Source organism: Streptomyces sp. CBMA123 (genome assembly GCF_014596465.1).
Classification (GTDB): domain Bacteria; phylum Actinomycetota; class Actinomycetes; order Streptomycetales; family Streptomycetaceae; genus Kitasatospora.
In genome coordinates, this window is record NZ_MECK01000609.1 from 20,117 (window position 1) to 40,881 (window position 20,765).

Sequence of the window (20,765 nt, forward strand, 5' to 3'; positions counted from 1 at the left end):
ATCGGACAGATCAGCGGAATATTGCACTCTACTCCGTGGGGGTGGCGGCATGGAACCCGTGTGCGATTCCCTCCCGCCCCTCCCAACCCTCCCGCCACCGCCGAATCAGCCCGGCAGTACGAACCCCGACTCATAGGCCGCGATCACCGCCTGAGTGCGGTCCCGGGCACCCAACTTGGCCAGCACACTGCCGACATGGGTCTTCACCGTCTCCTGGCTCACCACCAACTGCCGGGCGATCTCCCCGTTGTTGAGCCCGGTGGCCATCAACCGCAGTACCTGACCCTCCCGTTCGGTCAGCCGGCCGATCGGCCCCCGGTCCGCGGCGGTGCCCCGCCGGCCGTCCGCGCCGTGCCGCAGCGCGAGTTCGCGCACCGCGGCCGGGAACAGCAGCGAGTCCCCGCGCGCGACCAGCCGCACCGCCTGGACCATCTCCTCCGCCCGCGCCCGCTTCAGCAGGAACCCGGCCGCGCCCGCGCGCAGCGCGTCGTACACGTGGTCGTCGTGCTCGAAGGTGGTGACCACCAGGATCCTCGGCGGCTCGGCCATCCCGCCGACCAGCTGCTCGGTGGCCCGGATCCCGTCGATGCCGGGCATCCGGACGTCCATCAGCACCACGTCCGGGCGCAGTTCGCGCACCAGCGGGACGACCTCGGCGCCGTCGGAGGCCTCGCCGACCACGAAGAGGTCCGGTTCGGCGTCGATCACCACCCGCAGGCCCATCCGGACCAGCCGCTCGTCGTCCGCGATCACCACCCGGATGCCCGTGCTCTCCGTACGTTCCGTGCTCATCCCGCAGTCCCTCCCACCGGCAGCCAGACGGCCAGCCGCCACGTCGTCCCGTCCGCGCTCGGCCCCACCGCGCTCCCGCCGCGCAGGGCCGTCGCCCGTTCCCCGATCCCGCGCAGCCCGCGCCCGCCGCCGGGGCGGCTCGGGCGGGACGGGCCCAGCGGGTTGGTCAGTTCGATCTCCAGCCGGCCCGCGTCGAGCCGGACCCGCAGCCCGGCCGGGGCGGCCCCGGCGTGCCGCAGCACGTTGGTCAGGCCCTCCTGCACGATCCGGTACGCCTCCCGGGAGACCTCGGCGGGCAGCGCGCCCAGGCCGGGCGCCAGCTCGGCGTCCACCGTCACGCCGGTGCGGGCGAGTTGGCGCAGCAGGTCGTCCAGCCCGGCCAGCGTCGGCCCGGCCGGGACGGTGCCGCTGTCCTCCTCCTCGCGCAACAGCCCGAGCACGGTGTCCAGTTCGGCGACCGCCCCGCGCGCGGTCTCCTCGATCGCCCGCAGCGCCTCGGCCGCGAAGTCCGGGTCGGTGCGCAGCACCCGGGCCGCCGCCGAGGCCTGGATGCCGACGGCGCTGAGCGCGTGCCCGACCGAGTCGTGCAACTCGCGGGCCAGCCGGTTGCGCTGGGCCAGCACGGTGGCGCGGCGTTCGGCGGCGGCCAGCCGCTCCTCCGGGGTCGGCCCGAGCAGGACGGGCGCCCAGCGGGCCAGCAGCGCACCGCAGGCGGCACTGCTCCCGACGATCAGCAGCAGCACGGCCAGGCCCAGCGCCGGGCCGGTGAACATCCAGCCGGGGAAACGATCCGTCCAGTAGCCGGCGAGCTCCCCGGACCCGATGAGGCCGAACAGCAGCACCACCGCGAACGGCGCCCCGGCCAGCGTCATCCCGGCGACCACCCCGCCGGAGAACAGGTGCAGCACGAAGAAGAGCGCGGTGCGCCGACGGGCCGCCCAGGACCGGGACGGCCCGGTGGCCAGTTCCTCCGGCCGCGCCACCGCGCACAGCGCCCGGGCGGCCGCGCCCTCCAGCCCGCGCACCGTCGGCACCAGCGCGGTGACCGCGGCCATCGGCAGCGAGGTGAACAGCGCCAGCAGCTCCAGCAGCAGTTGGCGCGCGTGCCCCTGGTTGGGGTTGAGCGCCCCGAGCCCCACCACCGACAACAGGTAGTACGGCGTCAGCAGCGCGCCGCCCAGCACCAGATGCACCCAGCGCAGCCGGGCCCGCCGCCCGACCAGCGCCGCTCCCACCCGCCGGATCCGGCCGCCCCCCGTCCTCATTCGGGCGACTCTACGTCAGCGGCGCCGGGCCCGGTCCCCCATGCGGTCAGGGCCACCGCGCCCGCGGCCAGCATCAGCACCCCGGCCGTGAACTGCCCGGCCTCCACCAGGGCCATGAACCCCGGCACCGCCCGTGGCAGGTCCGGCACCGCCGTCGACGTGCCGAACGCCACCAGCAGGAAACCGCCCCAGCCGAACAGCGAGCCCGCGCCCGTCCAGGCCACCAGCAGCGGCACCCGCAGCCGCCGCCGCGGCCCGATCCGGAACACCAGCACCAGCAGCGCCAGTGCCGCGGCGACCGCCGTGACGGCGGTCGCCGCGTCCATCGTCGCCATCGACCGGGAGTACTCCTCGGCCAGGCGCAGCGGCAGTCCCGTCGTCCCGCCCGCCGCCCAGTACGCCCGGGCCGCCGCGACCCCCAGCGCGACCAGCGCGGCCACCCCGGCGAACGCCCGCTGCACCCCGCCGGTGGGGGAGTCGGGCAGGTCGCCGATCCGGCCGCGCAGCAGGCCCGCCCAGCGTCGGCGGGCGTAGAGCGCGAACGCGGTGAACAGCGCGGCGCCCTGCACCCCGAAGCCGCCGTAGACCACGGCGTACACCCACCCCGCCAGGCCGTCGTCGGCCTGCTGCGCCGGCGTCCGGTGCTCCGGCCCGAGCAGCAGCGAGCCGAGCACGTCCAGCGGAACCACCACCATGACCGTCCCCAGCAACCCGCTCGCCACCCACATCGGGAACGCCACCAGCCCGGCCGGAGCCCGCCGCCCCCACGGCCGCAGGAAGGCGAGCGGGAGCAGCAGCGCGACCGCGTCCATGCCGACGGTGAGCAGGTTGACCGCCCACAGGCCGTCCAGCGCCTTCGGGTCGCGCGTGCCCACGTGGGAGCCGGCCAACCACAGTAGTTTCAGGGTCAGGTAGGGCGCCGTGGCGGCCATCGCGATCCCGGCCGCCACCCCCCGCACCACGTCTTCTCCGCGCCTCATGCCCCCACGTTGCCGCCGCGCCCCGGTCCGTGACCTCCGTCCCGGGGGCGATCCCGCTCCCCCCGGCGGGGGATCCTCCCGTAGCTCAGGCCATCCGGTGGATCAGCCGGTCCTCGTGGTCCACCCGTCCGTCCGGGTCCGCCACCAGCCCGAGCCGCCCGGCCAGCCGGCGCGAGGGCAGGTTGTCCGCCCTGATCAGCGCCGTCACGGGAATCCCGGGAAAGCGCGGCAGCGCCTCCGCCATCGCCGCCCGGCACGCCTCCGCCGCGTACCCCTGGCCCCACGCGGACGGCCGGAACCGGTAGTACAGGTTGAACACCGGCTCCCCGTCCAGGGTGTGCAGGAACAGTCCGGCGACCCCGATGACCACCCCCGGCTCCTCCCGGGTCGACACCATGCAGTACCCCACCCCGTCCCGCGGCCAGTCGGCCACGAACCCGTCCAACTGCTTCTTCGCCGCCGCGATGTCCCGCTGCGGCCCGTCCGGGTTGTACCGGTTCGTCTCCGGATCCCCGTGGATCGCGAACATCGCCTCCACGTCCCCGTTCTGCGGCCGGCTCAGCACCAGCCGCTCGGAGACGGCGACGATCGTGCGGTCGGTGGTGGGCAGGTCGGTGGCTGGCAGGTCGGTGGCGGTCATGGCGCTTCCCCCATGTCGTACGTAATGGCTCGCCCGCACGATAGACCATTACCCGGACAGTCGCCCGCCCATTTCCCTACAGGATCGGCTCGCAGCCGATGGCCTTGCCCCCGGCGGTGAGGAACTGCCTCACCAGGTCGTTCTGGTCGGAGAACAGGTAGTCCCCGAGGCCGCCGCGGAGGGCTGCCTCGAAACCGCCGTCGACGGTGAAGTAGACGTCCCGGCCCTGGCAGGTGGCAACGAGTGTCCCGCGGGCGACCCAGCGGGCACGCCCGAGGGGCTCGTTGTCGGGTTGCGGGGGCACGGTGATGGACCGCGGGTCGGTGGTGATCGCGAGGATCTGAGGCAGACCGCTTGTGCTCTGCCTGCTGATCGAGCAGGTCCAGAACGGGGCGGACGCGGTGGTGACCTGCTGTCGGTACGTCCACTGGACGTTGGGATCCCTCGCGGGTGCGAATCCGGGGAGGCCGCAGAGATTGTTCCAGTCCGGGGCCGCCTCGGAGCCCTTTGCGGAGAGACCCGTCGGCACAGGAAGTGTGCGGTCCGCGCAGGAGTGGTTCCTGGCGGCTCCGTTCGCGAAGGCGACGGCCAGCCTGGCCCGGGCCTCGTCGTGCCCCGCGACGTCGGTTCGCACCTCGGCGCGCAGGCCCTTCGGGCACCCCTCGGGCAGCAGAGCCCACGCCACGCGGGAGGTCACGGAGCCGGCCGAGCCTCCGGAGAACAGTCGGGCGTCCCCCGCGGCGAACTCGGAAGGGCCGTCCCGGTTGGGCTTGAGGGTGAATCGCACCTCCCTCTCCTTCGTCTCGAAGAGGCCGGAACTGACGGTGGCGAAGCAGTCGTTCCCGGTGGAGACCCCGGTCCGGTCATAGAACCCGCTCCGGTACTCGCTGATTCGTCCGGGTCCCACCGCGTCGTGTAGCTGGTCCGCCGTGGCCGCCCCGTCGCAAACGGTGTCAGGTCCGCCGAGGTTCGTCTGTCGGTACGCCGCGAAACCTGCCACTCCGGCCAGGAGTAGGGAGAGCGCCAGAGGCAGCACCATCAACCGCCTCCGCCGGGTACGGTCGGAGCCGCCGCGCTTGGCGGGTGCAGCGGGAGCGCCGGGGTCCTCGTCAGGTTCGATCTCCATGGCTCTCATCCCTTGCCGAATGCGGCGTGGTAGGCGTTGTCGATCCCGGTGTTGTAGAAGGGCCCAGCCTCAAGCAGCAGATGGTTCGTCACGGTGCCGGCGTGACCGGCATCCGAGGGGGCGATGCCGTACTGGCTCGCCTTGCCGACGATCATCGCGTCCAGCTCGGAGCGCCCCGCCGAGTAGCGGTCGCTCACGCTGGCCGCAGTGGCGCTGTTGATCGGCGCCTTGGCCTGCTCGGCCCAAGAGGCGGTCCCGATGTCGACGAGGCGCTGTGCCGCGTCTCCCAGTGGCAGCACCTTCGAGACTCCCGGCATCAGGAAGTCCGGGGCCAGGTTCACGGGCGTGCCGATCGCGTGGTAGAGCATCCGCTGCTGCCAGTCGATGGCCGAATTCTTGGCGTCCGCGTGGTCGGTGGCCGCGTTGACGAACGCGGCGTCGAGTCCGCCGAGGACCTTGGCGGACTGCTGTGAGAAGGCGGACAGGGTGTGGTCCGGGCGGCCGGTGGCATCGGGCTTGAACTGGTCGGGCCCGAACGCGTCGAGACGACGCGCGATCTCCTCGGTCTGTGCCTCGTGCATGATCTTGAACGTGTCCGGGTCCTCCAGGGCCCCGCGGACCACCCGGAGGAGTTGCTCCGGCTTGGCCGTCAGCCCGTTCGGCTGGGACGGACTCTGCAGATCGTTGCCGAGGATCTGGTACACGTCCGGGGAGTAGTCGGCGAGCATCCTGGCCACCGGCTTGCGGAGGACCGCCGCCACCGAGGTCCGGTCGTCGGGCGTGCTGCCGCCAAGGGTCTTGAGCGTCTCGTCCATGATTCGCTGGCTGACCTGGTCATGTGGCGCCGGGTGCTGGTTCCGGTCGGGGCCGTGGCCGATGGTGGCGTCTTCCAGAATGTCTGCGAACAGCTTGTGGGACGTGTCCCGCAGGACGTCTGCGGGAAGCTTGCGCTCCAGCTCCTCGTCGAGCCAGCCGCGGTCCTTGAGAAGGTGGACGAGGTTCTTATTCTGGCTCGGATCGAGGAACGCCTGGGTCGTGTCCCGGTCGCCCTTCATCATTCGCAGGAGGGGGGCGAGCGGGTCACCCTTCCGTGGGTCCTCGTAGAAGGCCGGTCCCCACAGGTCCATGCCCTTGAGCTTGTTGTCGGCCTCGTAGTCGAGCAGGTCGGTGCCGACCCTGCGCACGAAGGCCTTGTCGAATGTTCCCTTCGTCTCCATCAGCGTGGTGAGCGCCGGATAGGTGTCGTTGGGCCCGCCAGGACCGCGGGCGGCGCGGAAGAGGCCGTCCTCCCATTCCTTGCCCATGCCGTCGCCCCGGGTGCCGGTGGCGAGCACCACGGCCATACTGCCGTAAATGTCTTGATAGCCCTTGGCGTTGTGGCTGGCGTGGGCGAGGTCACCGAGGATCTTGCTGTAGTCGAGGAAGGCTTCCGGGCCGGTTTGTCCGTTGCATCGAAGGCCGGTGAGCAGGGTGGTCGCGAACTCCTTGTTCTCCGCGTTGGCGGCGAGCAGCGCCTGCAACTGCTTGAGTTCGTCGTCGGAGAGGTCGTAGGCCTTGGAGATCAGGTCCTGCACCCGCCTGGCGTCGGCGATCGGGCCGGTGCCGCCAGGGGCGGGGTTGAAGAGGACGGTGCTGGTGCCGATGTCGCTCTGGAGGTGGAGGGTGGCCCGCTGGTCCGCGGCGGTGGCCTTCTCGACGGCCTTGCCGAGGCGGTCGGAGATGGCCTGGGACTTGGCGGCCAAGTCCCGTGCCAGGACCTCGCCGTCCGTGTCGTTCCGAGCGTCCTTCGGCAGAGTCCAACTCACGGTGCCGTCCGCGGAGACGGCCAGTCCCTGGGTCTGGGCGTCATGGAGGGCCGTGTCGAGGTCGCGGCGGGCGGCGGCGAAGTCCTCGGCGGCGGTCTTCATGATCGCGGCGAGGGCGGTGGCGACGGCCGAGGCCTGTTTGAAGTCGCCGTCGATGCCCTGCAGTGCCTTGGTGCCGCTGTCGGCGGCGTCGCCCTTCCAGCCGGCCCGCTGCGCCGTGCTGGTGAGGTCCTTGGTGACCCGGCCGTCTAGGGCGGTGAGGGCCTTGGCGACCCCGGCCCATGCCTCGGCGGCGTCGGAGACCCCGGAGAAGTCGGCTTCGTGCAGTTCCTTGAAGGACACCATCTGTCCGTTGCCCCTTCTGACTTCTACCGGGTCGCGCGCAGGTCGGCGACGGTCGTGAGCTCGTTGGAGTGGTAGTTCTGCCGGGTCTGTTCGAGGCCGGTGGCGGCGTTGGCGAGCTTGTCGTGCAGGGTCTTGCACTGCTGCAGCCATCGTTCGGTGCTGCCGGTGAGGGCGCCACCGAAGGAGAAGCCGCGGATCTTGCCGGCCGCGGTGCCCGCGTACTCGGTGAGGCTGTGCGCGCCGGGCCCGGCCTTGCTGTTGGTGCTGTCGAGGTCGGTGGCGATCTGCCGCGCCATCCCGGCGGAGGCGGTGAGCTCGTACGGGGTGTCCAGCTGGCTGGTGATCTTGCCGGGCGGAATGAAGGGGAGTGGCGGCACCGTACTGCCGCCATCGGCCGATGTCGGCGGGGCGTACGGCGACTTCTTCGGCGTGCTCGGCATCGGGTCCGTCGCCGGGGCGACCGGTCCGGTGGTGAAGTACGGGCTGCCCATGTGTAATCAGTCCTCCCCGACTCGGCAAAGGGTTCGTGTGCCCTTCGCGGCATGACGACCGTACAGGCACCCTCCGTCAGTACGCCGACGCACCCTACGTGGTGGCGGTTGCACTGGGAGTCGCCGGTTCCATCAGAGGTTCGGCACGGGTGAATTGGCGACACGGGGTCGGGGCCGAGGTCTTGTTACCGACGGGTCGCTTGCCTATCATCGCGAGTGTTACAGCTTTACTGTCAAACCCCGAAGGGTTCTGCGGCCAGTGCGTGACAGGCCAGTGCGTGACACAAGCGGTCCAGCGGCCGGTGCGGGTGGCCCCGGGCCGTTGGCGGGTGTGCGAGTGGTCGAGCTCGCCGGGATCGGGCCGGGGCCGTTCGCGGCGATGCTGTTGGGCGATCTCGGGGCGGACGTGGTGCGGGTGGACCGCCCGGAGCCGTCGCCGCTCGGCACCGATCCGGCGTACGACCTCACCAACCGGAACAAGCGGTCGGTGCTGGTCGACCTCAAGTCGCCCGAGGGGCCCGGCCTGGTGCTGGACCTGGTCGAGCGGGCCGACCTGCTGATCGAGGGCTACCGGCCCGGTGTGGCGGAGCGGCTCGGGGTGGGCCCCGAGGTGTGCCTGGCGCGCAACCCGGCGCTGGTGTACGGGCGGATGACCGGCTGGGGGCAGCAGGGGCCGCGGGCCGCCACCGCCGGGCACGACCTCGGGTACGCGGCGGTGGCCGGGGTGCTCGGGCTGGTCGCCGCGCCGGGCGGGGCCGACGCGCCGCCCGGGATCCCGGCGAACCTGCTCGGCGACTACGCGGGCGGCTCGCTCTACCTGGTCGTCGGCCTGCTCGCCGGGCTGCACCACGCCCGCGCGACCGGGACCGGGCAGGTGGTCGACGCCGCGATCGTGGACGGCGCGGCGCACCTCGGCAGCATGCTGTGGGGCCTGCTCGCGGCCGGCCACTGGCAGGACCGCCGGGGCGTCAACCTGCTCGACGGCGGCGCGCCGTTCTACGCGATCTACCGGGCCGCCGACGGCGGCCACCTCGCGGTGGGCGCCCTGGAGCCCCGGTTCTACGCCGAGTTCGCCCGACTGCTGGACCTGGGCCCGGACGCGCCCGGCCAGTACGACCTCGCCCGCTGGCCCGAACTGCGCGCGCTGATCGCGGCCCGCTTCGCCACCCGGACCAGGGGCGAGTGGGAGGCCGTCTTCGCCGGTTCGGACGCCTGCGTGGAGCCGGTGCTGACGATGCGTCAAGCAGCGCGCGAACAACACTTGTTGGCGCGTGGGACGTACGTCGAGGCGGGTGGCGTGACCCAGCCCGCCCCCGCCCCGCGCTTCTCCGCCACCCCCGCCGCGCTGCGCCGCCCGCCGGCCCGGCCGGGGGTGGACACCGCCGAGGTGGCCCGGGACTGGGGCGTTCCGGCGCTCCACCCCGCGGCCGGCGACACCGAATCCGTCAACTCCACAGCAGAACAAGGGGAGTAGCGTTGCAGCGCGAGATCTTCACCGAGCAGCACGAGGACTTCCGGGCCACCGTGAAGGCCTTCCTCGCCAAGGAGGTGCTGCCGCACTACGACCGCTGGGAGAAGGCGGGCATCGTCGACCGCTCGGTCTGGCTGGCGGCCGGCCGACAGGGGCTGCTCGGGATCGCCGTGCCCGAGGAGTTCGGCGGTGGCGGCGCCCCGGACTTCCGCTACGCCGCCGTGCTGGCCGAGGAGTTCGCCCGGGCCGGGGCCTCCGGACTGGCGATCGGGCTGCACAACGACATCATCGGCCCGTACCTCACCTCGCTGGCCACCGAGGAGCAGAAGCGCCGCTGGCTGCCGGGCTTCTGCAGCGGCGAGCTGATCACCGCGATCGCGATGACCGAGCCGGGCACCGGCTCCGACCTCCAGGGCATCCGCACCCAGGCGGTCGACCAGGGTGACCACTTCCTGCTCAACGGCGCCAAGACCTTCATCTCCAACGGCATCCTGGCCGACCTGGTCATCGTGGTCGCCCGGACCACGCCCGAGGGCGGCGCGCACGGGCTGAGCCTGCTGGCCGTCGAGCGCGGCACGCCCGGGTTCGAGCGCGGCCGCAACCTGGACAAGATCGGCCAGAAGGCCCAGGACACCGCCGAGTTGTTCTTCGAGGACGTCCGGGTGCCGAAGGAGAACCTGCTCGGCGAGCTCAACGGCGGCTTCGTCCACCTGATGCAGAACCTCGCCCAGGAGCGGCTGGCCATCGCCGCCGCGGCGATCGCTGGCGCCGAGTACCTGGTGGAGATCACCACCGACTACGTCAAGCAGCGCGAGGCCTTCGGCCGTCCGCTGGCCAAGCTCCAGCACGTCCGCTTCGAGATCGCCGAACTGGCCACCGAGTGCGCGATCACCCGGACCTTCGTCGACCGCTGCATCACCGAGCACAACCGCTACGCGCTCACCCCGGCCGACGCCTCGATGGCCAAGTGGTGGGCCACCGAACTGCAGAAGCGCACGGCCGACCGGTGCCTCCAACTCCACGGCGGCTACGGGTACATGAGCGAGTTCCCGGTCGCCCGGGCGTTCACCGACGGCCGGATCCAGACGATCTACGGCGGCACCACCGAGATCATGAAGGAGATCGTCGGCCGCTCCATCCTCGGCTGAGCCCCGCCGCCCGGCACCCCAGCTCTCCAGGCCCCCGGAAGGCGGAGGCCCCGCCGGCGGCGGCCGGCAGGAACCGCCCCCGGACCGGCAGGAACCCTCCCCTCCCGGACCCGCAGGAACCGCCCCCGGGCCCGCAGGAACCCTCCCCCCGGACCCGCAGGAACCCTCGCCCCGAAAGGCATTCCCATCGTGACCACCGAAGCGTACGTCTACGACGCGATCCGCACCCCGCGCGGCCGCGGCAAGGCCACCGGCTCGCTGCACGGCACCAAGCCGATCGACCTGGTCGTCGGCCTGATCCACGAAGTGCGCCGGCGCTACCCCGAGTTGGACCCGGCTGCGATCGACGACATCGTGCTCGGCGTGGTCAGCCCGGTCGGCGACCAGGGCTCCGACATCGCCCGGATCGCCGCCATCGCGGCCGGTCTGCCCGACACGGTGGCCGGCGTCCAGGAGAACCGCTTCTGCGCCTCCGGCCTGGAGGCCGTCAACCTGGCCGCCGCCAAGGTCCGTTCGGGCTGGGAGGACCTGATCCTGGCCGGCGGCGTGGAGTCGATGTCCCGGGTCAAGATGGCCTCCGACGGCGGCGCCTGGTTCGCCGACCCGATGACCTCGTACGAGACCAACTTCGCCCCGCAGGGCATCGGCGCCGACCTCATCGCCACCATCGGGGGCTTCTCCCGCACCGATGTCGACGCCTTCGCCGCCGAGTCCCAGGCCCGCGCCGCCAAGGCCCAGGCCGACGGCCTGTTCGACCGCTCGGTCGTCCCGGTCCGCGACCGCAACGGCCTGGTCGTGCTGGAGCGCGACGAGTTCATCCGCCCCGGCACCACCGTCGAGACCCTGGCCGGCCTCAAGCCGTCCTTCGCCGCGATCGGCGAGGCCGGCGGCTTCGACGCCGTCGCCCTGCAGAAGTACCACTGGGTCGAGGCCATCGACCACGTCCACCACGCGGGCAACTCCTCCGGCATCGTGGACGGCGCCGCGCTCGTCGCGATCGGCAACCGCGAGGTCGGCGAGCGGTACGGGCTGCGCCCGCGCGCCCGGATCGTCTCCGCCGCCGTCTCCGGCTCCGAGCCCACCATCATGCTCACCGGCCCCGCCCCGGCCACCCGCAAGGCACTCGCCAAGGCCGGGCTCACCGCCGCCGACATCGACCTGGTCGAGATCAACGAGGCCTTCGCGGCGGTCGCCCTGCGCTTCATCGGCGAACTCGGCTTCCGGCACGACCAGGTGAACGTCAACGGCGGCGCGATCGCCCTCGGCCACCCGCTCGGCGCCACCGGCGCGATGCTGCTCGGCACCGTCGTCGACGAGTTGGAGCGGCGCGACCTGCGCTACGGCCTGATCACCCTGTGCGTGGGCGGTGGCATGGGCGTCGCCACCATCGTCGAGCGCGTCTGACTCCCTCCCTCCCTCGGTAGACCTGGAGACCTTGAACTCATGAGCGACACCACCACCATCCGCTGGGAGCAGGACCAGGACGGCGTGGTCACCCTCGTCCTCGACGACCCCACCCAGTCCGTCAACACCATGAACGAGGCCTTCACGGCCGACTTCGAGGCCGTGGTCGAGCGGCTGACCAGCCTGGGGGACGCGCTGCGCGGCGTGGTGATCACCTCCGGCAAGAAGACCTTCTTCGCCGGCGGCGACCTGCGCATGCTCTCCGCCGCCCGCCCCGAGGACGCCGAGGCCGTCTTCGAGAAGTCCATGCGGATCAAGCGCTCGCTGCGCACGCTGGAGACCCTCGGCAAGCCCGTCGTCGCCGCCGTCAACGGCAGCGCCCTCGGCGGCGGACTGGAGATCGCCCTCGCCTGTCACCACCGGATCGCGCTGGACACCCCCGCCAGCCGGCTCGGCCTGCCCGAGGTCACCCTCGGCCTGCTGCCGGGCGGCGGCGGTGTGGTCCGCACGGTGCGGCTGTTCGGCATCACCGACGCCCTGCTGAAGTTCCTGCTGCAGGGCCGCCAGTACCGCCCGGTGCAGGCGCTGGAGCACGGACTGGTGCACGAACTGGTCGACACCCCGGCGGAGCTGACCGCACGGGCGAAGGCCTGGATCGAGGCCAACCCGACCGCCGTCCAGCCCTGGGACGTCAAGGGCTACAAGATCCCCGGCGGCACCCCCGCCACCCCCGCCTTCGCCGCCAATCTGCCGGCCTTCCCGGCCAACCTGCGCAAGCAGCTCAACGGCGCCCCCTACCCGGCCCCGCGCAACGTGCTGGCAGCGGCCGTGGAGAGCAGCCAGGTCGACGTCGACACCGCGATGGTGATCGAGGCCCGGTACTTCACCGAGCTGGCCTGCGGGCAGACCAGCAAGAACATGATCCAGGCGCTGTTCTTCGACATGCAGACGGTCAACTCCGGTGCCGGGCGCCCCAAGGACGTCGAGAAGCGGCTGGTCCGCAAGGTCGCGGTGCTCGGCGCCGGGATGATGGGGGCCGGCATCGCCTACGCCTGCGCCAAGGCCGGCATCGAGGTCGTGCTCAAGGACGTCAGCGCCGAGGCCGCCGAGCGCGGAAAGGCCTACTCCGAGAACCTGCTGAACAAGGCCATCGCCCGTGGCCGCTCCACCGAGGCCAAGCGCGACGCCCTGCTCGCCCGGATCACCCCCAGCTCCGACGCCGCCGACCTGGCCGGCTGTGACGCGGTGATCGAGGCCGTCTTCGAGAACACCGAGCTCAAGCACAAGGTGTTCCAGGAGATCGAGGGCGTGGTCGCCCCCGACGCGCTGCTCTGCTCCAACACCTCCACCCTGCCGATCGGCGTGCTCGCCGAAGGCGTCCAGCGCACCGGCGACTTCATCGGCCTGCACTTCTTCTCGCCGGTCGACAAGATGCGCCTGGTCGAGATCATCCGCGGCCCGCAGACCGGCGACGAGGCGCTCGCCCGCGCCTTCGACCTGGTCCGGCAGATCGACAAGACGCCGATCGTGGTCAACGACTCGCGCGGCTTCTTCACCTCCCGGGTGATCGGCCAGTTCCTCAACGAGGGCGTCGCCATGGTCGGCGAGGGCATCCACCCGTCCTCCATCGAGCAGGCCGCCGCCCAGGCCGGCTACCCCGCCAAGGTGCTCTCCCTGATGGACGAGCTCACCCTCACCCTGCCGCGCAAGATCCGCGACGAGTACCGGCGCGCGGTCGAGGCCGCCGGCGGCAGCTGGACCCCGCACCCGGCCGACGCGGTGGTGGACCGGATGGTCGACGAGTTCGGCCGCCCCGGGCGCAGCGGCGGCGCGGGCTTCTACGAGTACGGCGAGGACGGCAAGCGCGGCCGGCTCTGGCCGGGGCTGCTGGAGCACTTCTCGGCTTCGGGCGCGGACGGCGCGGCCGCCAAGGCCGCCGGGGCCCCGTTCGAGGGCTCGTCCGCGGTTCCGTTCGAGGACCTCAAGGAGCGGATGCTGTTCAGCGAGGCGCTCGACTCGGTGCGCTGCCTGGAGGAGGGGGTGCTCACCTCGGTCGCCGACGCCAACGTGGGCTCCATCCTGGGCATCGGCTTCCCGGCCTGGACGGGCGGCGTGTTCCAGTACATCAACGGGTACGAGGGCGGCCCGGCCGGCTTCGCGGCCCGCGCCCGCGAACTCGCCGCCGCGTACGGCGAGCGGTTCGCGCCGCCGGCACTGCTGGAGCGGATCGCGGCGGAGGGGCGGACCTTCGGCGACTGACCGCCGGCGACTGACCTTCGGCGACTGACCGTCGTCGGCTGGCCGGCGGTGGTCGGCCGTGGTGGTCGGCCGTGGCGGTCGGGCTATCGGTGGCAGGCCGAGGGATCAGGGTGAGGTCGTGCCGTGTGCGTGCACGGCCTCACCCGGCTCCTCGCCCGACTTCTGCCCCGGTTCCTCGCTCAACTCCTCGCTCAACTCCGTGCGCAACTCCTCGCGCAGCGACCGCTGGAACGCGGTGACCAGCGCCTGCGCCACCATCGGCTGGATGTGGTCGGTCAGCTCCTTCATCCGGGCCAGCTCCGCCGGGTCCGGCTCGCTCTCCCGGTACGGCTTCCACACCGTCTCCCGGAACAGCCGCTGCAACTCCCGCGCTGTCGCCCGGCTGTGCTCCACCACCACCGCGCGGGCGGCCAGCAGCGTCTCCAGCGGGATCGGCACGTCCAGGATCCGCACGCCCAGCGGCAGCAGGCCCGGGTCCGCCCGGAACACCTCCGGGTCGGCCGTGCGCTCCAGCGCCCCCATCGCGACCAGGCGTTCCACCTGCTCCTCCGACAGCCCCCGACCGGCCCGCCGCTCCAACTGCGCCCGGCCCACCTCCTCGGCCGCCTCCGGCGTCCAGGACGCCACCAGCGCCCGGTGGATCGCCAGGCCCAGCGGAGTGCTGTCCTCCGGCAGCCGGGCCAGGTACCGCTCGATCGCGGCCAGCGTCAGCCCCTGCCGCTGCAACTCCTCGATCAGTCCCAGCCGGTCCAGGTGCGCCGCCCCGTACAGGCCCACCCGCCGCGGCCCCAACTCGGGCGGTGGCAGCAGCCCCTTTGTCCCGTAGAACCGTACGGTCCGCACCGTCACCCCGGCCCGTGCCGCCAACTCGTCCACCGTCAGCCGCACCTCGCCCACCCCGGCGCCGTGCTCCCCCATCTGCTGCCTCCCGCGCTGGCACACTCCTGCTGTGACAGCAGCAGTGTGACAGTGCGGTGCGATCAGGTCCATCGGACGGCGTGACGGCAGCCCGAACGACCGGACCGGCCCGCGCACCGGTGTACGGGGGCGTGCTGGTCCGGTCGTTCTCGTTCGAGCCGTCGGTCGCTGGGTCGGTCGCTGGGTCGACCGGTGGGTCGGGCACTCGGTCGGGCGCTGGTTGGCCGGTGGTCTGGTGGTCCGGCAGCCCGGCAGCCCGGCAGCCCGGCAGCCCGGCAGCCCGGCAGCCCGGCAGTCCGGCGGTCTGGCCGTCCAGCGGTCCGGTCAGGCGAGGGCGGCGTGGTGGCGGCGGGTGACCTCGGGGTGGGCCCGGGTGTAGCCCTTCCACTCGTTGAAACCGAAGTCGGCGAAGAGAGGGTTGGCCGGGTCCTCGGTGGCGCCGGGGGCGTGGTGGGCGAGGGGGAAGTCGAGCGGCTCGATGTGGGCGTCGAGGCGGGGGTTGTAGAAGAACGGGACGGAGTAGCGTTCGCGGGCCCCGGCCGGGCTGACCACGCGGTGGTTGGTGGCCTTGAGGTAACCGTCGGTGGCCACCTCCAGGAGCTCGCCGAGGTTGACCACGAAGGCGCCGTCGAGCGGCGGGACGTCCAGGAAGGTACCGTCCGGGCGCTCGACCTGGAGTCCGCCGACGGTGTCCTGGAGCAGCAGGGTGATGAAGCCGTAGTCCTTGTGGGCGCCGACGCCCTGACCGGCGCCGTCCGGGGCGGTACCGGGGTAGCGGACCAGCTTGAGGCGCAGGTGGGGGTGGCCGGCGAAGGCGTCGTCGTAGAAGTCGGGGCGGGCGCCGATCGAGGTGAGGAGTTCGTGCAGCAGGCGCCGGGCGACCGTGCCGAGGTGGTCGATCCAGCCGAGGGCGGCGGTGCGCAGCTCGGGGAGCGCGGCCGGCCACTGGTTGGGGCCCTCCAGCCACCAGTACGGGGGCTCGCCGGTGCCGGGGGTGTGCGGGGGCAGCTCGGCGCCGATGTCCAGCTGGTCGCGCCAGTCCTGGCTGCCGCCGGTGCGCTCGTCGCCGGTACGGGTGTAGCCGCGGTAGTGGGGGGAGTTGAGGTTGCTCACGGAGAGCCGGTCGGCCTCGGGGAGGGCGAAGAAGGCGCGCATGGCTCCGGTGAGCGCGGCGGTTTCCTCCGGGGTGATGCCGTGGCCGACGAGCTGGAAGAAGCCGACGCCGGTGGCCGCGGAGCGGAGCTCGTCGTGCAGTCGGCGGCGGTCCTCCGGGCTGCCGTCGGCGAGCGAGAGGTCGATCACCGGGAGGGCCTCGGGATGGGCCTCGGGGCGGTTCTCGGCGAGGGCCTCGGGGTGGGCCGCCGCGGTGGAGCCGGTTCCGGATATGGGGGCGTGCTGCTGCATCATCTGTGACATCCGCTGGTCTCGTCCCGGCTGGTCCCGGTGGTCGACCAGGGGAGGCCGGAGCCGCGCCTGGTGCGGCGGGTGCTCCGGTAGCCGGGAGGTGGTGGCGGCCGCTCTGGGCCGCCATGAGGGTTGGCGCGAGGTTCAGCCGGAGCGTCGACAGGACATGCTCGTCACGCGGAGCAGGTCCACGTGGCGACGGCGAACAAGGATGAGCACCTCACCAGGGTAGAGGACCCGTTCGGTGGCGGGCGAGCCCCCTGGGGCGGAAAGTCACTCGTCATTTGTCAGGGATGTGTCAGTCTGCACGCGTTCGGTGTGGGGCGATGTCGGGTGGCATGGGGGATCGAGGGTCGTCAGGCGTTGTTGAGGTGGGCCAGGACGGCCAGGACGCGGCGGTTGTCGTCGTCGGAGGGCTGGAGGCCGAGCCGCACGAAGATCGACGCGGTGTGCTTGGCTACCGCCCGCTCGGTGATCACCAGCTGCTGGGCGATCGCCGCGTTCGAGCGGCCCTCGGCCATCAGCGCCAGCACCTGCCGTTCTCGGGGGGAGAGGGTGGAGACCGGGCCGGCCGAGGAGTTGTGGGTGAGCAGCCGGGTGATCACCTCCGGGTCCATCGCGGTACCGCCCTGGGCGACCCGCCGGACGGCGTCGAGGAACTGCGAGCCGTCCAGCACACGGTCCTTGAGCAGGTAGCCGATCCCGCCCGAGCTGCCGGCCAGCAGCTCGCGGGCGTAGAGCTGCTCCACGAACTGCGACAGCACCAGCACGGGCAGGCCCGGGTGGGCCTGTCGGGCCGCCAGTGCCGCGCGCAGCCCCTCGTCCGTGAAGCTCGGCGGCAGCCGCACGTCGACCACGGCGATGTCGGGCCGGTCCGCGGCCACCGCGGCGAGCAACTGCTCGCCGTTCTCGACCGCCGCGGTGACCTTCATGCCGTTGGCCTCCAGTAGCCGGGTCAGCCCGTCTCGGAGGAGGAAGAGGTCTTCTGCGATGACAACACGCACGGGATCTCCAGGTTCACGATGGTCGGACCACCGGACGGGCTGCTGATCGCGAGCACCCCGTCGAAGGCGGCCAGTCGGCGTTCGGTTCCGCTGAGGCCGGTGCCCCGGGACGGGTCCGCTCCTCCGCGCCCGTCGTCGGTGACCGATATCCGCAGCAGCCCGTCACTGTGCCCTATCTCGATCCATACGTGCGAGGCCCCGGCGTGTTTCACCGTGTTGGCCAGCAGCTCGCTCACCGCGAAGTAGGCGGCCGATTCCACCGGGGCCGGGGCCCGGCCGGGCAGGCTGCCGGCGAAGGTGACCGGCAGTGGCAGGTCCAGCGCGGTCGCCTCCACCGCGTCGGCCAGGCCGCGGTCGGCCAGCACGGGTGGGTGGATGCCCCGGACCAGGTCCCGCAGCTCGCTCAGCGCCTTCACCGAGGAGGTACGGGCCTCGACCAGCAGCGGCCCGAGGGCCTCCGGGTCGTGCTTCACCTGCTCGGCGACGGTCAGCAGCATGCCCAGCGCCACCAGCCGGGCCTGCGCCCCGTCGTGGAGGTCCCGCTCGATCCGGCGCAGCTCGGCCGCACCGGCGTCGATGGTGTCAGCCCGGGTGCGTGCCAGGTGGCTGACCTGGCGGGTGAGTTCGGCTCGCTGGGACGGTCCGAGCAGGGACCGCGCGGCCTTCTCGTGCATCCGCAGGACGGGCGGGGCGGCCCACAGGATCGCGAACGGGGCCACCCAGACGCCCATGCCGTAGACGATCACCAGCGGGAACAGCAGCCCGTTCCGCCCGAAGATCTCCATGGCGACCGGAGTCAGCAGCACGATCGCGGCCGTGAACAGCACGGTGAGTCCGCTGAGCAGCGCCCAGGCGAGGTCCCTCCAGGTAGCCGGGTCGGCCAGCCAGCCGCCGCACCGCAGCCGCTGCCAGGAGCCGCCCCCGCCGGCCGGGTGGCGGTACGGCGCCGGGATCGGCCGTCCGTTCCACCGGTCGACGACCCGCCGGGTCTCGGTGGCGATCCAGCGCGCGCCGAACAGCCCGAGTACCAGCAGTGAGGGTGCCAGCCAGAGCGAGACGGACCGCCCGCCGGGTGCGGCGCCGCCGTACAGGTGGGTCGCCGTCACCGCGAGCGAGCCGGGGGCGAACAGCACGGCCCCGACCGCCCGGCCGCCGCCGCCGGTGGCCCAGCAGAGCGCCCACAGGGCGACCGGGCCCAGGGGCACCGCCAGGATCAGTGGCCCGCCCAGGCCGAACGGCCGGGACTCGTCGGGCCCGAGCAGCGCGGCGCCCAGCACGACCGGTCCGGCCAGCAGCGAGATCAAACCCGTCACGGCCAACGTCACCACGTACCAGGCGCGCACGCCGTCCACACAGGCCCGGCCCACCCGCCGGGCCGCCCGGCCGGTTTCTCGTGCCCTCATGTCGCGCCCCCTCCGTCCTGAGCCCCCGTCCGAGGGCTCGAAGCCTGGGTTCCGGAGCCCCCGTCGGCCTCCGTCCCGATCTTTCGCTGAGTCAGTCTGCCCCGCTCGAAAGCCCGACGCTCTAGGTCTGAACACCCAGTTCGGGGTGTATCTGGATACACCCCGAGGACGCCGCTTAGACGGCTGTCTGCACCCGGTCCCGGATTCGTAGCGTGATGTTCCGTCAGCCGGCCCGGTCCCCCCCCGGTGCCGGACCCCGAACAGTGGAGGGCCCGTGAACGCGCCGATCATCAGGATCCGCGGCGTCAGCAAGACGTACGACCGATCCGACGCCGCCCGTCCCGCCCTGGCCGAACTCGACCTCGAGGTGCGGGCCGGAGAGGCGCTGGCCGTGCTCGGCCGCTCGGGCAGCGGCAAGTCCACCCTGCTGAACCTGATCGCCGGCCTCGACCGCCCGAGCGAGGGCAGCGTCGAGGTGGACGGCGTGGCCGTCCACGAGCTCGGCGAGGCCGCGCTGGCCGAGTACCGGCGGAGGCGGATCGGCATGGTGTTCCAGTTCTTCAACCTGCTGGACGACCTGAACGTGGAGGACAACGTGTTGCTCCCGGCCCAACTCGCCGGGGTGCGGCGGGAGCAGGCCAGGGCCCGGTCCGGGGAGCTGCTGGAGCGGCTCGGAGTGGCCCGGCACGCCAAGGCGTTCCCAGGTCGGCTCTCCGGTGGTGAGCGCCAACGCGTCGCCGTGGCACGGGCGCTGATGAACCGACCGCCGCTGCTGTTGGCCGACGAACCCACCGGGGCGCTGGACAGCACCTCCGCCGCCGACGTCCGCGACCTGCTCCGCCAGCTCAACGTGGAGGGCCAGACGATCCTGCTGGTCACCCATGACACCACGCTCGCCGAGGCCTGCGCCGACCGGACGATCGAGCTGCTCGACGGCCGCCTGGTCCGGGACACGGCGGCGGTGCCGGCGTCGGCGTCAGGTGGTCGGAGCGGGGTGGGCGCATGAGTGAGCGAGTCATCAAGGGGTGCGTGTGGGCGAATGCCCCTGCCGAGCGCAGTGGGGTGGGCGCATGAGTGAGCGGAGCGAGCGAGTCATCAAGAGGTGCGTGTGGGCGAATGCCCCTGCCGAGCGCAGCGAGGTGGGCGCATGAGTGCGATGGGAAAGGTGGTCCGGGCCGGGGTCGGCCGCAAGCGGGTGCAGACCCTGGTGATGGTGCTCACCACGATGATGTCCGTGACGGCGTGCATCCTCGCACTCGGGCTGCTGGTGGCCGCCCAGGCCCCGTACGAGCGCTCCTTCGCCGACCAGCACGGCGCGCACCTCAACGTGCTGTACGACCAGGCCAAGGCGAGCCCCGCCCAGCTCGCCGCGGCCGCGCACGCGCCCGGGGTGACGGCCTCGGCCGGTCCCTACGCGGCGGTCACCCTCCAGCCGCGTTCCGGCCCGGACACCAAGATCCCGCCGCCCGGCAGCCTGCTGCCGCCGATGACGCTGGTCGGCCGTGCCCAGGACGGCCCGATGGACGACCTGCGGATCACCATGGGCCGCTGGATCGCGGGCCCCGGCGAGGTGGTCTTCCTGAACGGGCACTCCCCGCTGACAGTCGGGGACAGTGCGCAGTTCCCGGACCTGCCCGGGCACCCGACGCTCAAGGTCGTCGGCCTGGCCGACTCAGTCTCCTGGAGCGCGGACGGCTGGGTCGCCCCCGAGCAGGTGGCCGGACTGACGGCCCCGGGCACGACACCCGCCGCCCAGTACCTCTATCGCTTCGCCCATGCCGACAGCAACGCCGAGGTGGACGCCGACCACGTGGCGATCGCCGCCGCGGTGCCGGGCGGTGCGCTCACCAAGGCGACCAGCTACCAGCCCGCCCGCGAGGAGGCCAACCGGACGGCCTCGACCTTCGTCCCGTTCGTCACGGCCTTCGGGGTGCTCGGCCTGGCCATGTCGGTGCTGATCATCGGCGTCGTGGTCAGCGGCGCGGTGAGCGCCGCCACCCGGCGGATCGGCATCCTCAAGTCCTTGGGCTTCACGCCGGCCCAGGTGGCGCGCGCCTACGTCGGCCAAGCGCTGATCCCCGCCGGGATCGGCACCGCGCTGGGCGTGGCCGGGGGCAACCTGCTGTCCGTGCCGGTGCTCGGAATCGCCCACAAGGCCCTGCGTGGAGGGCTGCTGGGTATTCCGCTCTGGGTGGACGTGGTGGTCGCGGTGGCGGCCCTGGGCGCGGTGGCCGGCACCGCGCTGGTGCCCGCACTGCGGGCCGGACGGCTGCGCACGGTGGAGGCGCTCGCGGTCGGCCGGACGGCACC

The 20,765-nt window shown here is 72.6% G+C and carries 17 protein-coding genes; 6 read left to right on the top strand and 11 right to left on the bottom strand.

Translation table 11 applies throughout. The annotated features are described in order from the left end of the window. Nucleotides 1-105 precede the first annotated feature (105 nt). From BG452_RS38980 to BG452_RS39010, 7 genes are all read right to left on the bottom strand, one after another. Nucleotides 106-792, bottom strand: a complete 687-nt coding sequence (locus BG452_RS38980; protein ID WP_188309075.1) for a response regulator — start codon at nucleotides 790-792, stop codon at nucleotides 106-108. Continuing rightward, nucleotides 789-2,057, bottom strand: coding sequence for a sensor histidine kinase (locus tag BG452_RS38985; RefSeq protein WP_188309076.1), 1,269 nt, complete (start codon nucleotides 2,055-2,057; stop codon nucleotides 789-791). Before BG452_RS38985 ends, BG452_RS38980 begins: the two co-directional genes overlap by 4 nt. Continuing rightward, nucleotides 2,054-3,037: a hypothetical protein gene (locus BG452_RS38990; protein ID WP_188309077.1), complete on the bottom strand. Its 984-nt coding sequence runs from the start codon at nucleotides 3,035-3,037 to the stop codon at nucleotides 2,054-2,056. The genes BG452_RS38985 and BG452_RS38990 overlap by 4 nt, the downstream gene beginning before the upstream one ends. A gap of 85 nt (nucleotides 3,038-3,122) precedes the next feature. Further along, nucleotides 3,123-3,677 carry a GNAT family N-acetyltransferase gene (locus tag BG452_RS38995; RefSeq protein ID WP_188309078.1) on the bottom strand — a complete coding sequence of 185 codons (555 nt, stop codon included), beginning with the start codon at nucleotides 3,675-3,677 and terminating at the stop codon, nucleotides 3,123-3,125. 76 nt (nucleotides 3,678-3,753) lie between these two features. Further along, nucleotides 3,754-4,464 (bottom strand): hypothetical protein, encoded by a 711-nt coding sequence (locus tag BG452_RS39000; RefSeq protein ID WP_188309079.1) that lies wholly within the window; start codon nucleotides 4,462-4,464, stop codon nucleotides 3,754-3,756. Nucleotides 4,465-4,808: 344 nt separating this feature from the next. Continuing rightward, nucleotides 4,809-6,953, bottom strand: coding sequence for a hypothetical protein (locus tag BG452_RS39005; protein ID WP_188309080.1), 2,145 nt, complete (start codon nucleotides 6,951-6,953; stop codon nucleotides 4,809-4,811). Between the two features lie 23 nt (nucleotides 6,954-6,976). Continuing rightward, nucleotides 6,977-7,444 carry a hypothetical protein gene (locus BG452_RS39010; RefSeq protein WP_188309081.1) on the bottom strand — a complete coding sequence of 156 codons (468 nt, stop codon included), beginning with the start codon at nucleotides 7,442-7,444 and terminating at the stop codon, nucleotides 6,977-6,979. 274 nt (nucleotides 7,445-7,718) lie between these two features. Here BG452_RS39010 and BG452_RS39015 point away from each other — a divergent pair, with 274 nt between their 5' ends. The 4 genes from BG452_RS39015 (at nucleotide 7,719) to BG452_RS39030 (ending at nucleotide 13,726) form a co-directional block, all read left to right on the top strand. Next, on the top strand, nucleotides 7,719-8,918 hold the full coding sequence (locus BG452_RS39015; protein ID WP_317621430.1) for a CaiB/BaiF CoA-transferase family protein: 1,200 nt from the start codon (nucleotides 7,719-7,721) through the stop codon (nucleotides 8,916-8,918). 2 nt (nucleotides 8,919-8,920) lie between these two features. After that, nucleotides 8,921-10,063 (top strand): acyl-CoA dehydrogenase family protein, encoded by a 1,143-nt coding sequence (locus BG452_RS39020; protein WP_188309083.1) that lies wholly within the window; start codon nucleotides 8,921-8,923, stop codon nucleotides 10,061-10,063. A gap of 189 nt (nucleotides 10,064-10,252) precedes the next feature. Continuing rightward, nucleotides 10,253-11,467 carry an acetyl-CoA C-acetyltransferase gene (locus BG452_RS39025; protein WP_188309084.1) on the top strand — a complete coding sequence of 405 codons (1,215 nt, stop codon included), beginning with the start codon at nucleotides 10,253-10,255 and terminating at the stop codon, nucleotides 11,465-11,467. Nucleotides 11,468-11,506: 39 nt separating this feature from the next. Continuing rightward, the gene (locus tag BG452_RS39030; protein WP_188309085.1) at nucleotides 11,507-13,726 is read left to right on the top strand and encodes a 3-hydroxyacyl-CoA dehydrogenase NAD-binding domain-containing protein; all 2,220 of its coding nucleotides are present in this window, start codon (nucleotides 11,507-11,509) and stop codon (nucleotides 13,724-13,726) included. A 105-nt stretch (nucleotides 13,727-13,831) separates the two neighbouring features. Here the strand turns inward: BG452_RS39030 and BG452_RS39035 are convergent, their stop codons facing one another. The 4 genes from BG452_RS39035 to BG452_RS46505 all read right to left on the bottom strand — a co-directional run bounded on the left by BG452_RS39035 (nucleotide 13,832) and on the right by BG452_RS46505 (nucleotide 18,455). Further along, the gene (locus BG452_RS39035) at nucleotides 13,832-14,644 is read right to left on the bottom strand and encodes a MerR family transcriptional regulator (protein ID WP_188309086.1); all 813 of its coding nucleotides are present in this window, start codon (nucleotides 14,642-14,644) and stop codon (nucleotides 13,832-13,834) included. A 324-nt stretch (nucleotides 14,645-14,968) separates the two neighbouring features. Beyond that, the gene (locus tag BG452_RS39040; protein ID WP_223243382.1) at nucleotides 14,969-16,051 is read right to left on the bottom strand and encodes an isopenicillin N synthase family dioxygenase; all 1,083 of its coding nucleotides are present in this window, start codon (nucleotides 16,049-16,051) and stop codon (nucleotides 14,969-14,971) included. A 353-nt stretch (nucleotides 16,052-16,404) separates the two neighbouring features. Further along, the gene (locus BG452_RS39045; protein ID WP_188309087.1) at nucleotides 16,405-17,052 is read right to left on the bottom strand and encodes a response regulator; all 648 of its coding nucleotides are present in this window, start codon (nucleotides 17,050-17,052) and stop codon (nucleotides 16,405-16,407) included. Beyond that, entirely contained in the window at nucleotides 17,004-18,455 is a 1,452-nt protein-coding gene (locus BG452_RS46505) for a sensor histidine kinase (RefSeq protein ID WP_223243383.1), read from the bottom strand. Before BG452_RS46505 ends, BG452_RS39045 begins: the two co-directional genes overlap by 49 nt. 274 nt (nucleotides 18,456-18,729) lie before the next feature. On the opposite strand from BG452_RS46505, the gene BG452_RS39055 reads away from it, so the two are divergent. Next, nucleotides 18,730-19,461: an ABC transporter ATP-binding protein gene (locus BG452_RS39055; protein ID WP_317621431.1), complete on the top strand. Its 732-nt coding sequence runs from the start codon at nucleotides 18,730-18,732 to the stop codon at nucleotides 19,459-19,461. Nucleotides 19,462-19,602: 141 nt separating this feature from the next. After that, nucleotides 19,603-20,765: ABC transporter permease (locus tag BG452_RS39060; RefSeq protein WP_188309088.1), on the top strand; the 1,163-nt coding region annotated here is incomplete at its 3' end.

Bases quoted from the DNA above. Each gene is read 5' to 3' on its own strand.
- BG452_RS38980 (WP_188309075.1), bottom strand. From the start codon at position 792: ATGAGCACGGAACGTACGGAGAGCACGGGCATCCGGGTGGTGATCGCG.
- BG452_RS38985 (WP_188309076.1), bottom strand. From the start codon at position 2,057: ATGAGGACGGGGGGCGGCCGGATCCGGCGGGTGGGAGCGGCGCTGGTC.
- BG452_RS38990 (WP_188309077.1), bottom strand. From the start codon at position 3,037: ATGAGGCGCGGAGAAGACGTGGTGCGGGGGGTGGCGGCCGGGATCGCG.
- BG452_RS38995 (WP_188309078.1), bottom strand. From the start codon at position 3,677: ATGACCGCCACCGACCTGCCAGCCACCGACCTGCCCACCACCGACCGC.
- BG452_RS39005 (WP_188309080.1), bottom strand. From the start codon at position 6,953: ATGGTGTCCTTCAAGGAACTGCACGAAGCCGACTTCTCCGGGGTCTCC.
- BG452_RS39010 (WP_188309081.1), bottom strand. From the start codon at position 7,444: ATGGGCAGCCCGTACTTCACCACCGGACCGGTCGCCCCGGCGACGGAC.
- BG452_RS39030 (WP_188309085.1), top strand. From the start codon at position 11,507: ATGAGCGACACCACCACCATCCGCTGGGAGCAGGACCAGGACGGCGTG.
- BG452_RS39035 (WP_188309086.1), bottom strand. From the start codon at position 14,644: ATGGGGGAGCACGGCGCCGGGGTGGGCGAGGTGCGGCTGACGGTGGAC.
- BG452_RS39040 (WP_223243382.1), bottom strand. From the start codon at position 16,051: ATGATGCAGCAGCACGCCCCCATATCCGGAACCGGCTCCACCGCGGCG.
- BG452_RS46505 (WP_223243383.1), bottom strand. From the start codon at position 18,455: ATGAGGGCACGAGAAACCGGCCGGGCGGCCCGGCGGGTGGGCCGGGCC.